Annotated in this window: 14 protein-coding genes; 8 read left to right on the top strand and 6 right to left on the bottom strand. The window is 43.8% G+C overall.

Annotated features, from left to right (window positions below; genetic code table 11):
• Window positions 1–1,567, bottom strand: a 1,567-nt coding sequence (locus tag A3763_RS09365; RefSeq protein WP_068759995.1) for an AsmA family protein, incomplete at its 3' end; no start/stop codon positions are given.
• A gap of 201 nt (window positions 1,568–1,768) precedes the next feature.
• Between A3763_RS09365 and A3763_RS09360 the strand changes: the two genes are divergently transcribed.
• The 5 genes from A3763_RS09360 to hisF all read left to right on the top strand — a co-directional run bounded on the left by A3763_RS09360 (window position 1,769) and on the right by hisF (window position 5,167).
• Window positions 1,769–2,230: an SRPBCC family protein gene (locus A3763_RS09360; protein WP_068511282.1), complete on the top strand. Its 462-nt coding sequence runs from the start codon at window positions 1,769–1,771 to the stop codon at window positions 2,228–2,230.
• Between the two features lie 69 nt (window positions 2,231–2,299).
• Entirely contained in the window at window positions 2,300–2,893 is a 594-nt protein-coding gene (gene hisB, locus A3763_RS09355) for an imidazoleglycerol-phosphate dehydratase HisB (protein ID WP_068511279.1), read from the top strand.
• Between the two features lie 80 nt (window positions 2,894–2,973).
• Window positions 2,974–3,624 (top strand): imidazole glycerol phosphate synthase subunit HisH, encoded by a 651-nt coding sequence (gene hisH, locus A3763_RS09350; RefSeq protein WP_068511277.1) that lies wholly within the window; start codon window positions 2,974–2,976, stop codon window positions 3,622–3,624.
• A gap of 17 nt (window positions 3,625–3,641) precedes the next feature.
• A complete protein-coding gene (locus tag A3763_RS09345; RefSeq protein WP_068511275.1) occupies window positions 3,642–4,370 on the top strand; it encodes a HisA/HisF-related TIM barrel protein in 729 nt (242 codons plus the stop codon).
• Between the two features lie 23 nt (window positions 4,371–4,393).
• Window positions 4,394–5,167, top strand: coding sequence for an imidazole glycerol phosphate synthase subunit HisF (hisF, locus tag A3763_RS09340; protein WP_068511272.1), 774 nt, complete (start codon window positions 4,394–4,396; stop codon window positions 5,165–5,167).
• A 114-nt stretch (window positions 5,168–5,281) separates the two neighbouring features.
• Here the strand turns inward: hisF and A3763_RS09335 are convergent, their stop codons facing one another.
• From A3763_RS09335 to gpmI, 5 genes are all read right to left on the bottom strand, one after another.
• Entirely contained in the window at window positions 5,282–6,130 is an 849-nt protein-coding gene (locus A3763_RS09335; RefSeq protein ID WP_068511269.1) for a CZB domain-containing protein, read from the bottom strand.
• 158 nt (window positions 6,131–6,288) lie between these two features.
• Window positions 6,289–7,188: a divergent polysaccharide deacetylase family protein gene (locus A3763_RS09330; RefSeq protein WP_068553865.1), complete on the bottom strand. Its 900-nt coding sequence runs from the start codon at window positions 7,186–7,188 to the stop codon at window positions 6,289–6,291.
• The gene (locus A3763_RS09325; protein ID WP_068511265.1) at window positions 7,181–8,638 is read right to left on the bottom strand and encodes a S41 family peptidase; all 1,458 of its coding nucleotides are present in this window, start codon (window positions 8,636–8,638) and stop codon (window positions 7,181–7,183) included. The genes A3763_RS09330 and A3763_RS09325 overlap by 8 nt, the downstream gene beginning before the upstream one ends.
• 19 nt (window positions 8,639–8,657) lie before the next feature.
• Window positions 8,658–9,800, bottom strand: coding sequence for a murein hydrolase activator EnvC (locus A3763_RS09320; RefSeq protein WP_068511263.1), 1,143 nt, complete (start codon window positions 9,798–9,800; stop codon window positions 8,658–8,660).
• A 163-nt stretch (window positions 9,801–9,963) separates the two neighbouring features.
• The gene (gene gpmI, locus A3763_RS09315) at window positions 9,964–11,496 is read right to left on the bottom strand and encodes a 2,3-bisphosphoglycerate-independent phosphoglycerate mutase (protein WP_068553192.1); all 1,533 of its coding nucleotides are present in this window, start codon (window positions 11,494–11,496) and stop codon (window positions 9,964–9,966) included.
• Window positions 11,497–11,831: 335 nt separating this feature from the next.
• Here gpmI and A3763_RS09310 point away from each other — a divergent pair, with 335 nt between their 5' ends.
• The 3 genes from A3763_RS09310 to A3763_RS09300 form a co-directional block, all read left to right on the top strand.
• Window positions 11,832–12,248 carry a rhodanese-like domain-containing protein gene (locus A3763_RS09310; RefSeq protein ID WP_068508189.1) on the top strand — a complete coding sequence of 139 codons (417 nt, stop codon included), beginning with the start codon at window positions 11,832–11,834 and terminating at the stop codon, window positions 12,246–12,248.
• Window positions 12,249–12,272: 24 nt separating this feature from the next.
• Entirely contained in the window at window positions 12,273–12,524 is a 252-nt protein-coding gene (grxC, locus tag A3763_RS09305; RefSeq protein WP_068511259.1) for a glutaredoxin 3, read from the top strand.
• A 145-nt stretch (window positions 12,525–12,669) separates the two neighbouring features.
• On the top strand, window positions 12,670–12,962 hold a 293-nt coding region (locus A3763_RS09300), incomplete at its 3' end, for a protein-export chaperone SecB (protein WP_197482870.1).

The raw sequence follows: 12,962 nt of genomic DNA, 5'->3' as shown, positions 1-12,962 counted from the left end.
TGCCACTGAGGCTAGCGCTGTCCTCGGCATTTTGAATTTCCAGCGCTTGAATCAGAGTGCCTAAGTTAAGGTTTGATATCTTTGTATCGGCTTGCCAAGTAGGTTTGTTGCTACGCGCATCTATTTTTGCGCTCGTGTTTAGTATGCCTTCATGAGACTTCGCAGACAGGTTTGTTACGCTGACGATTCCGTTCTTTGCGGCTAATTCGACATTAAGATTTTCGATCAGGACTTTGTTTGCAATTAAGCTTTGTTGTTTTAAAGATATGTCTAGATCGAGCTGTCTCAGTGTTTCTAGTGGCAGAAGCTCTGAGTTGGTTTGGTTGTTCGTTGGTGCTTCATCGTTGGCGCTTGCTTGGGTGTTGTTATTTTCCTCTTCGGCGGGTAAATAATTATCGATATTAACTGAGTCACCGACAAGGCTAAGTGCAAACGCTTGATTACTGCTATTGAATGTAAGGTCTCCTTGCCATGAACTCTTATCTACTTGTGTGTTGATTTGTTGAAAGTATAGAGCCTGGTCTTTAAATTCGAGCTTACTCGAAAGGCTAAATGCGTTTAGCGCTTCAGGTGAAGATAAGGTGGGTAATGCAATTCCAAATCTCTCGGCTAGAATCTTGGGGTTGAACTTGTTGACTTGGACTTGCCCTTGAAGGTGAGGTGATTCTAAGTAGTTTGTAAGGCTTAACTGACTATCAAGCTTGAGTTCCTCGAGTATGAGGAAAAGCTCCTCAACCACTATTTCTTCTTTACTGGTGTTCACAGTGAATTTGCTGTCGAGACTTGCATTAATTACTTCGAACTGAGAGAAGGCGCCATTCGCTTCAAAATTACTCTTGAGTTCTTTTACCGTAATTTTTGAAAAGTCAGGTGAAAACTCGATAAGGCCAATAATATTAGAATTGAGTGTTAGTTTTTCTATGGTGTCTTCGAAGGTGAAGTCTATGTCGAAGGGTACATCTTTGTTTGGTGCTATGTTTGAAACCTTAATACTCGCAGGTGAAAGTTTAATGCTTTGGTTTTTGAGCTCTGATGTATAAGCAATGTTTAGGTTAGATATGCTTAGCTGGCTGAGTAAAAACGAAAGCTCAGAAGTCTTCTGGTTTTTTGAGTCTTGATTTGAATCTTTTGCTTTCGTTTCCGAGGTGTCTTTTTCCAGTGCCGCTGTTTCTTGTGTTGGTAGAATATTAAGCCAATTGGCTTTTCCTTGCTCGTCTTCAAATAGCGATATTTTTGCACTATCGAGAAGCAGGGTGTGAACGCTGGGTGAACCCTTGAGTAAAGAAAATAGGTCTACCTGCGCCAGTATTCTCTTAATAGATGCAAACGCTTGTCCATGCTGATCACTGATTTGCATATCGTTGATATCAATGCCGAGTGGGTACAAAGACCAGGTTAGGGACCCGTCTATCGATAAGTTTATTCCGGCTTGTTCTATAGCTTGCTGCTCAATCGTAGGTTTGAAGCGATTTGCATCTTGAAACTGAATGAACAGCGCGATACCTAGCACTGCTAATAAGGGCAGTCCGATAACCAAAAGTAAGCTGAATTTAAGAAATTTGTTCATTGCTGTATATGGCCCTTAATGAGTCGGTTTCTTGTTCAAGGTATCGTGGCTTTTTATCTTTGAAGTGTTTATTATTGCTGGTCTGCAGGATTATGTCATTGAAGCTTTTCGAATTTCTAATCGGAACGCTCATTAATAGGCTTGCCCGCACAGAAATACACCCTGAGAAAACCACCAGTGATAATAATAGTGAGGTAGGAAATGACCGTTAAAGTAAGTATTGATATTGATCGCGAGTTTACCGTTAAAGCCGATGCAAGCACTGCTTTTGCATTGTTGGCGGATGTGCCCGCTTCAGGCGCCCACTTCCCAAAAGTTGAAGCACTAACCGATCAAGGTGACAATACCTTTCTTTGGGAAATGGAAAAGGTAGGCTTGGGTGATCATGCAATCCAGACTGTTTATGCCTGTAAGTATTCTGCTGACGAAGCCGCATGTGAAGTTACTTGGACTCCTGTTAAGGGTGAGGGTAATGGCGTTGTATCAGGTAAGTGGGAAATAACCGAAGGTGACGGCGTAACTAACTTGAAATTAACGACTTCTGCGCAATTGACTTTGCCTTTACCAGGCCTGCTTAAGTTAGCAATTAGCCCGGTTGTTAAGCATGAATTTAGTGCAATGGTTGATGAGTATATCGACAACCTGAAAGGCGCATTGGCTTAGACCTTTTGTGCTGTGGATAAATAAGGCTATCTAATTTATCTATTTATTATTTTATTTTCGGAGAAGTAAATGGCTGAGAGAAAAGCCCAAGTAGAACGTAATACTCTGGAAACACAGATAAAAGTTTCTGTGAATCTTGATGGAACGGGTGAGGCTAAATTTGATACTGGCGTGCCTTTTTTAGAGCATATGATGGATCAGATTTGTCGTCATGGCATGATTGATATCGATGCGCACTGTAAAGGCGACTTGCACATAGACGATCACCATACCGTTGAAGATTTGGGTATTACACTAGGCCAGGCATTCTCTAAAGCTGTGGGCGATAAGAAAGGCATTCGTCGTTATGGCCATGCCTATGTTCCTCTAGATGAGGCATTGTCGCGTGTTGTTATCGACTTCTCTGGCCGTCCTGGCTTGGAATACGATATTCCTTTTACCAGAGGAAGTGTCGGCCGCTTCGATACAGAGCTGTTTTATGAGTTTTTTCAAGGTTTTGTAAATCACGCCAATGTAACTTTGCACATCGATAATCTGAAGGGTAAAAATGCTCATCATCAGATCGAAACGGTATTCAAAGCTTTTGGCCGCGCGCTTCGCATGGCTTTGGAACTTGATGAGCGAATGGAAGGAAAAATGCCGTCTACTAAAGGTTCTTTATAGAACCGGTTTCAAGTTGTACGACAGTTAATAAATAATACTGGCCTCTTTTGAGGTCAGTTGCTTTTTACGAGTGAGAAAAAATGACGACAATTGCCATTATTGATTATGGTATGGGCAATTTGCATTCGGTTTCGAAGGCATTTGAACACGTAGCGCCTGATGCAAAAGTCCTTGTAACTTCGGATGCGGATACGATTCGTGCATCAGATAAGGTTGTTTTGCCTGGTGTAGGCGCTATGCGCGATTGCATGGCTGAAATTAAGCGTTTGGGCTTTGATAGCTTAAGCATGGAAGTTTCCAAGGACAGACCTTTTTTGGGTATTTGTGTTGGCATGCAAGCTTTGCTTCAACATAGCCAGGAGAATGGAGGCGTTGATTGTATCGGTGCCTTCCCAGGCGATGTTTTGCATTTTGGCGAAAGCTTGTATGAAGAGAACGATAAGGGCGAGAAGGTTCGTTTGAAAGTACCGCATATGGGGTGGAATCAGGTGGTGCAGAATGGTGATCACCCTATGTGGCATAAGATCTCAGATGCCTCGCGTTTTTACTTTGTCCATAGCTATTACGTAGCGGCTGATCATCAATACTTGGCAGGTTCGGCCCAATACGGGAAGTCTATCGCTGCGGCACTTAGCCGAGATAGCATTTTTGCAGTTCAGTTTCACCCTGAAAAGAGCCAGCATGCAGGTTTACAGCTACTCAAGAATTTTGCGAACTGGTCTGGAAAATAGAAGGTACTAGTCAAGCGATGAATATCCTACCCTCAATTAACCTAATGCAGGCTAAATGTGTGCATGTGTCTGGTCATCACCTTGATCAGACCAAAGTTTACTCCGATGATGCGACAGACCTTGCCGGGCGTTGGATGGATGCCGGTGTGCAGGACCTTTATGTGTTTGACGTAGATGGTGCAATTCAGGGGCGGACGGCTCATGCAGAAATGATCGTTTCGATCGCTCAGCGTTTTCCAAATCTAAATTTACATGTTGAAGGTGGAATTCGTAGTGAATCTGAAGTTGAGCATTACCTGAAGTCTGGTATTAGAACAGTGACCTTAGGAACTAAAGCTATAGAAGATCCTGCGTTTATTGCTGAAATGTGTAAGCGCTTTCCTGAGCGCATTACGGTGAGCCTGTCACTGCTAGAGGGTCAGGTGTGTACACATGGTTGCCAGAAAACGTCACCAGTTACTGCCGAAACCTGGGCGCAGCAATTAAGTGCTGCTGATATTTCTGCTCTGGTTTATCGAGACCTTGGGCGTATAGGGAGCTGTCAGGGTGTTAATCTCGACGAGGCTATTAAGCTTGCTGAAGTCTCTCGCGTACCATTGTGGGTGACTGGCGGGGTAGCAGATATGGATGATATTCGTGCATTGTATTCCGAGTCTGAAGTGGGTATCGAAACCGTATTGGTTTCACGAGCTTTGGATGAAAAAGCCTTAAGCCTTAAAGAGGCTCAAGACTATTGTGAAGATTGAAATTATAAGTGGAGAGCTAGTTAATGGGCTTGGCTAAAAGAATTATTCCCTGTTTGGATGTTGATGAAGGGCGCGTTGTAAAGGGCGTACAGTTTGTTGATATCCGTGACGCAGGTGACCCGGTAGAAGTTGCCAAAAAGTATGATGAGCAAGGGGCTGATGAAATCACCTTTTTGGACATCACAGCGAGTCACCAAGGCCGTGACACAATGGTTCATACTGTTGAAAAAATGGCGAGTGAAGTGTTTATTCCGCTAACGGTTGGTGGTGGAATCCGAAAAGTTGAAGATATCCGCTGTATGTTGAATGCCGGCGCGGATAAGGTTGCGATCAATACAGCGGCAGTATTTAACCCAGAGTTTGTTCGTGAAGCTGCCGAGAAATTTGGCAGCCAATGTATTGTCGTCGCAATTGATGCGAAGAAGGTGAGTGCAGAGGGTGAAGAAGGTCGATGGGAAATCTTTACTCATGGTGGTCGTAAGCCTACAGGCTTGGATGCAATCGAATGGGCCAAGAAAATGGCTGATTACGGTGCTGGTGAAATATTACTAACCAGTATGGATCAGGACGGTATGAAAAACGGCTTCGACTTAGGCGTCACTAGGGCGATTACCGATGCTGTGTCTATTCCGGTTATAGCATCTGGCGGTGTGGGGAATTTACAGCACTTGGCAGATGGAGTTTTGGAAGGTGGCGCCGATGCTGTTCTGGCAGCAAGTATTTTTCATTTTGGAGAGTACAGCGTTCAAGAAGCCAAGGCACATATGGCCGATTGTGGTATTGAAATGCGCCTGTAGGTCTTAAGCGCGAGAAAGTTGTCTATTGTAGGCAGAGGGTTCAGGCGCACGATCAATTTCGTGCTAGCCCTCATGCGAGCCGTGGAAGGCGCTGCCTACAAAGCTTTTTAAATTCTATGCAACCTGATTAGATTCAGACTTGCTCTCAGGCTGGCAGTTGATCAGCATTAATGGTGCTTCGTTACCGTCTCTAAGAAAGCCTTCCACCACAAAGTCATCATTTTTACTTCTCATGATTCCATCTGCAGAGTCATCTCGACAAAATACTTTTTTGTTAAAGGTGACGATGTCGTTGATATTATCAAGACGTAAGGCTGTTACTTTGCCGCCAGTGCGCTCTACAAAAAGAATGATAGGACGGATGCTCGATAAGGCTCGCTCTTTGGTTAAATGGAACAGGTGGATCAATTCTGATAGCGTGGTTTGTCTTTCGGTGTTCAGAATCTTCATTGCTTCGTCGTGATCAGTCTGATTTAAGTTGAGTAAGGTTTCAGCTAAACCGTGTAACTTTTTATGGGGTTCATCAAAGCGCAGGAGGGCTTCTTTAAGCTCTTCAATATCTGTTTCGAACTGGTTGTACCACATGCCAAAAGCGCATTTGTTAGGGTCAAGCGCTTTAGTAAAGGGCGTGTTGTTTTTAAGTGATGACTCTAGTGCATCAAGCCAATCTCTATGTTGCTGCTCCATTTCGTTCAGTTTGGCAACCAGGTTGTTCATTAGGGTCTGGTGATTTTCAGAACCAATAAGCTGATTAAAATCGTACAGCTGAACAGTGTTGTTCTGGAAGGTAATCACTTCGTGATTAAACTCATCAAGCTCATTTACCTGAAGGTTTCTTTTCACGTCTTTCTCAATATAAAGTACTTGTTCCAGAGGGATGGCAAATGCGGCGTCAGCCGTCATAAAGGTAATCGCAGCAAGAGTGCCGTCGTGAAATAAGCTGTCTATATTTTTGCCGGACATGGTGATAAACCTCGGGTTTGAAATGTGTTCGCTATAATCCTTGAAAGTGCGGAGGCACCGCGCATATTTAGTATAGACCTGATAGAAAATCTGACCAGTAAAGATCGACTAAATTAATTATCACGAAAAATAACTGTTTATGGATCGGTAGGAAGAATTTATAGGGTGTCTTGATATTCTTGCGGAATTCTTTGCGGGCTGTAGTTTGCGTGCTTTAAGGTGTCTGACGTGGATGATTTACTTTGTGCTAGTCGAGGAACTTTGTTTCTTGCAGCAAAGATGTTTTGCATGCTCTGTCCAGGGTTTTGTATTTGCCAGATAGCGCTAGCAGAAGCGATACTGATACCTTTTTCGTCAAGCTTTGTCAGAGCCCAGCTCAAGTATTCAACTGTGACTTTGTGAGGGTGGGCGATTGCTATGGCTGTGCCATTCTTCTTTGCTAGTTCGACTAGCTTGATAAACTGAGCTTGAACAAATTTTCGGGTTTGAAAATGGTCAAGAAAAACATCCCGGCTTATGTTAGGGATTTGGTGCGCTGCGGCAATTTTGGCGGCAACCGAGTTGGCAGAGGTGCGACTATCCAAGAAAAAGAAGGGGTGCTGTTTAACCGTTTCCATTACCCACTCCATAACCTTGTTTTGAGTTGTCAACTGACTGCCCATATGGTTATTCAGGCCTACCATATGCGGAATCGAGATAAAGCTTTTTCGCAAGGTTTGCTTAATTTGCATCTCACTCATGCTTTCGGTTAAACCGCCCTTACCGAGCTTAATCCCAAGCTTATTTTGCATGGGCGAGTGGAGCATGATTTCCTTGCCATTCTCTTTAGCTCTTTCGATTAGGGCTCGTGTATGGCGTCTTTCTGGTAGAAAAGACAAAGTAAGGGGGTAGGGTAGGTCAATTAATCGGGAGCCGTTCTCCAGGTGATTCCCCATATCGTCAATGACGATCGCGATGGTCGGTTGCTGCTTTAGTTCTGCAGCAACGGGAAAAGCAAGCACGACAGTAGTCAGGATAAAGGTGACTACTGTACTGAGCTTGAGGAGATAGTTACTCACCTTGTGGCGTGCCTTCTTCAGCTAGGTTTTCAGCCTCAGTTTGGCTCTCTGGTGTTTTGACGGAAGAGTTCTTTTGCTTAACTTTTAGAATATCCAAAGCCTTTAGCAAACTTAAAGCTTCCTGAAGCTGGAAGTCTTTTTCCAGCATGGATTGTTGACGAGAAACTTCTGAGTCTTCGCTTTCTTCTTTGCTGGATTCATTCTTATTTTGGTTGCCGTTACTTAAGTGACCGGCTAGATCAGACTCTCGATAAAAGGCTTTGGTTTTTTCTTCACTCAACTTGGCTCGGTTAACTTCTATATCGGGCTCGATACCTTGCGCCTGAATCGAGCGGCCATTAGGGGTATAGTAGCGGGCCGTTGTTAGCTTAAGCCCATATTCAGCATCAAGAGCCATGACGTTCTGTACAGAGCCTTTGCCGAAGCTCTGTGTTCCCATTATGACTGCCCGATTGTGATCTTGAAGTGCTCCGGCCAAGATTTCAGAAGCTGATGCGGAGCCTCCATCAATAAGAACGATAATGGGTATGCCATTAGCATCGTCACCAGGTGTCGCGTTAAAGCTTAAATCGGCTTCGCTAGCACGGCCTTTTGTATAAACGATGAGACCTTCTTCAATCAACTGGTCGGCAACTTCTACTGAAGCACGAAGTACGCCTCCAGGGTTGTTTCTTAAGTCAATAACTAAGCCTGCAAGTTCTTCAGTTTCATCTTGAAGCTTTTTAAGGCCTTTGGCGAAGTCGCTACCAGTTTGTGCCTGAAATTGAGTGATACGGATGTAGCCGTACTGCTCATCAAGTACTAGCGTTTTGACGCTGGTTACTTGAATAATGTCACGTACGACTTTTATTTCTAATGGCTCGCGCTCGCCTTCACGGACGATGGTCAATGTAATCGGCTCACCCGCTTCACCACGCATCGTGTCAACAGCTTGATCAAGACTCATTCCTTTTACGGGTGTTTCATCTAATTTGATAATTAAATCGCCAGCCTCAATGCCTGCTTTCTGAGCGGGGGTATCATCAATCGGCGCAATAACTTTTACAAAGCCATTCTCCATACCTACCTCTATACCCAAGCCGCCAAATGTGCCTGAAGTGTTCTCTTGCAGGTCTGAAAATGCGCTTGGCTCAAGATAAGCTGAGTGTGGGTCAAGCCCTGACAACATGCCACGAATCGCATATTTTAGCAGGGTAGCGTCATCTATTTCTTCGACGTAGGCATTCTTAATTTTGCCAAATACATTGGTAAACTTTCGCAGCTCATTTAAAGGTAAGGGGGCAGTCGCTTGTTCCGAAGCTAAATTAGTATCTTGTATACCAGCACTTTCAGTTTGCTGGGAAAGTGCGGGCTGACTGAAAGATAAGCACCCAGCCAGAATAGCGCTGTAAGTGCAGATGCGTTTGCGGCGTGATGTCATTAAAGGTAAGGAACGAGAAACTAATTTCATTAAGTGGGTCCTGAAGAATTTATTTTCGTAGCCATCGGCTAGGATTTAAAGGCTTTCCGTCTTTTCTAATTTCAAAGTATAGCCCTGTTTCACTTTTTGCATTACTTTGCCCTGCATAGGCGAGAACTTCACCTGCTCTAACCCAGTCTCCGGTATCTTTTGCAAGGCTCTTATTGTTACCGTACAAACTCATGTAATTATTACCATGATCGATAATAATGAGCAAACCAAAGCCACGTATCCAGTTAGAAAATATAACTCTTCCAGAATGGATGGCTTGAACTTCCTGGTTGTTTTTTGTCTCAATATGAATGCCATTGAGCTTTAGCTTACCCTGAGCAATTCGACTACCAAAGCGCCCAATGACTTTACCTTTCGCAGGCCACGGAAGCTTGGTTTTTTGTTTGCTAAACGGAGCGGCGTCGTCAGGGAGGGGGATGTTGGCAATGGCTTGCTCTAATTCGTTCAGAAGCTTCTCTAGGCGCGCTTGGTCTTTGCGCATTTTTTCAAGACGCTGCGTGTTATTTTTTATATTGGCCTTGAGTTTTGCGAGTACCTGTTTACGAGCTGCTTGTTCTTTTTTCAGCTCTAAGCGCTGTTGTTGTTGAAGCTTATGCTGTTCGTGCAGTTTATTTTTCTTAACAAGTATTTTTTTCTCGGTATTTTTTATGATGTTAAGAATGTCTTGTACCTCGGAAATTTTTTCACTACGCGCTTCATTAATATAGGCAAAGAAACGCATATCCTTAGCAAGTTCCTGGGGGTTATTAGAGTTTAAAAGAAGTTTGGTTTGAGATTGTTCCCCGTGCAGGTACGCACGTTGTAATTGCTTTATTAAGAACGACTGCTGTTTTTTTAGCGCCTTTGTTTGTTGAGAGTGGTCTTTTTCCAGCTTTTTAAGCTCTTTGGTTTGCTTCGTTATATTTGCTTTGCTGGTACGAATTGACTTGCTTAGCTTGCTGATAGCTTTTTCTTGCTTCTCCAGTGCTTTTGAAAGCCCGGTTTTTTCAGTATTAGCGCGATTCAGCCAGCGATTGATTTTGGTGATGCTGGATTTAAGTTGAGCGAGTTCACGCTCAGAGTGTTCTTGAGAAACTTCTGCAAGACTTGGGTTTGCTACGAGTGAAGCTAACAAACAGAATGTAAGCAGAAGGTATTTCATCGATTAGTGAGGAGCCTTGAGAGCATGTTGATAATTAATACTAGCATGCATATTAAGTTAATCGACCAAGACATTAGAGGGTTCCTACAATCCACGAAGAGCATAAGAATACTCTAGTGCTCTTCTTAAAGGATTGATTATTATACACTGAGGCTATTGCAGACTATTTTCCGATTAGTGACATTCCCGTCATTTCTGAAGGGATATCGATAGACATCAAATCGAGCAAGGAGGGTGCGATATCGCTTAATTTACCACCGTCTTTGAGTGAAATGTCTTTATCACCTAAATATATCAGTGGTACGGGCAATGTGGTGTGAGCGGTGTGTGCCTGTCCTGAATTGGGATCAAGCATTTGCTCTGCGTTACCATGGTCTGCGGTAATCAAACATTGGGCCTTACTTTCTTCAAGTGCGGTTGCCACACGTTCCAGGCAGCTATCGAGGCATTCTGCTGCTTTGACAGCGGCTTCGAGTTTTCCTGTGTGGCCAACCATATCGCCGTTAGCAAAGTTGCAGACAATCAAATCATATTCTTGACTCTTAATCGCTTCGACCAGCTTGTCAGTAACTTCAGGAGCGCTCATTTCAGGTTTTAGGTCGTAGGTTGCTACATCTGGAGAAGGGATGAGTTCGCGAGTTTCGCCTTTAAATAATGCTTCCCGGCCACCACTGAAGAAAAAGGTGACGTGGGCATATTTTTCGGTTTCAGCAATTCGAAGTTGGGTTTTATCCAGCGTCTCCATGTATTCACCCAAGCAATTGGGTAGGTCCATTGGAGGGTAGGCACAGCTAGTTGCAATGTCTGCAGAATATTCCGTTAGCATGACAAAGTCGGCAAGCTTAGGTGCCTTGGATTTCTCAAAACCTTCGAAATTTGTATCAACAAAGCTTCGGGTTAATTCGCGTGCTCTGTCTGCTCGGAAGTTCATAAAGATAACCGCATCGCCGTCATTGATCTGGCCAGAGTTCGCATCTCCAATGGCTGTGGCTGAAACAAACTCGTCGTTTTCGTCACGCTGATATGCCGCTTCAAGTGCTTGAGTAGGCGTTTCGTAACGATAATCAGACTGTCCTTCAGTTAAAAGGTCATAAGCTAGTTTTACACGATCCCAGCGATTATCTCTATCCATCGCGTAGTAACGGCCGACCATGCTAGCGATTCTACCAATACCTAGATCAGAAAGTTGCTTTTCCACAGCTTCTAGAGAGGGCTGTGCACTGCGCGGAGGTGTATCTCGGCCATCGAGGAATGCGTGAACGTAAACTTCTTTGGCGCCTTTTGTTGCCGCTACTTTAATGGCTGCCTGGATGTGGTCGATATGACTGTGAACACCACCCGGAGACATTAACCCCATAAGATGGATTGCTTTGCCGCTTTCTACTGCGCTGTTTATAGCTTTGCAGATGGCTTCGTTATTTTCGAATGTTCCTTCGTCAATATCCTTGGTGATACGGGTGTAGTTTTGGTAGACGATTCTTCCGGCACCGAGGTTCATATGACCCACTTCAGAATTTCCCATTTGCCCATCAGGTAGGCCCACGGCCATGCCAGAGGTTTGAATCAGGCTATGAGGACGCTCTTGCCAAATTTTATCCCAAAAAGGTGTGCTGGCTTGACGAATAGCATTTGCATCGGTTTCTTCACGGTGGCCCCAGCCATCGAGAATGATTAGTGCGGTGGTCTGTTTACCCATATTAACGTACTACCTAATGTAAAGTTTTAAACGGCGCGCAGTGAACCTCGTGAAATTACTCTCATACAAGGTTCCAATAGTGACGCGGATTTTACCGTTATTTTGGACGGTTGGCGACCTAGAGTGTCAGAATTAATTAGTGTGTCGTTGTTTAGTTGTTCTCGCTGCATTAGGTTCTAGCTATTGAGGTGCCAGGAGGGGCGTGTGTATAATGCGACTCCTTTTGCGTGAGGCTATGGAGTAGAGCGAGTGAAACAAGATTTACTGGCGCTACTCAGGGCAGAGCTTCTACTTTATCTGGCAATTTAGCCGGTTTTACTGTTGTGGACTGAGTAATGGATCGTTTATTTGAATTTATTGGTAATCATATTGAGCTTTCAGGTTTGTTTGTCGCGTTGTTGGCTGCACTATGGTTTACCGAGAGATCGCGTTCTGGAAGAGCCGTTAGTCCTCAAGAGGCGACGCTTTTACTAAATAAAGATCAGGCTGTGATCGTTGACTTACGTGACAAGAAAGACTTCTCTGAAGGTAAAATTACAGGTGCCTTGCATATTCCTTTTGCAAACTTGAAAGAGCGATCGACTGAGCTGGAAAAATATAAGGATAAGCAAATTATCCTGGTAGATAAAATGGGTCAGCACTCTGGAATGGCGGGTAAGACTTTGCAGGCAGAAGGTTTTGAGAATGTCTGCCGTATGAGTGGTGGTATTGCTGAGTGGAAAAATAGCAATATGCCTCTGGTTCGTAAATAAACACAATAGCTAAGAGTCAATAAAATGGTCGTAATGTATTCTTCAAAATTCTGCCCGTTTTGCTTTCGTGCTAAAGCGCTTCTTCAAAAAAAGAAAGTAAACTTTGATGAAATTCTAGTGGATGCAGATCCATCTATCAGGCAAAAGATGATGAAAGAATCTGGCCAGCATACAGTGCCACAAATCTGGATTGGAACAACTCACGTAGGTGGCTGTGACGACTTATTTGCTTTAGAGGCAAAGGGTGAGCTAGACGCTTTATTGGAGACCTTATAGCTTATAAGGTTATTCCTATCGCAAAAACTAAAAAAAGAGCTTGATAGGCTCGCATTTTTAACTAGCACCGCCTAGTATTTAACTTTTGGCTCGTCAGCTTAAGTTTTACGAGCTGTTATCAAATTATCAAGAATTAGGATCCATCATGTCAGAGAATGAAACGCCTGAAGTTGGCGCTCAAGAGGAACAGCAGCCACAAGTCAACTTTGCCCTACAGCGCATCTATGTAAAAGATATTTCCTTTGAGTCACCGAACTCACCCATGGTTTTCCAGAAACAATGGAAGCCAGAAGTGAAAATGGATCTCAATACTAAAAATGCTGGTTTAGGTGAAGATCACTATGAAGTAGTTGTTTCAGCTACTTTTACCGTTTCAGTCGAAGGTATGACGGCTTACATTGTTGAAGTTCAGCAAGCGGGCATCTTTAAGCTTGAAGG

It is taken from the genome of Oleiphilus sp. HI0128 (genome assembly GCF_001635365.1).
Note: the sequence above shows the minus strand (reverse complement) of the source record. Positions and strands in the feature narration are given on the sequence as shown.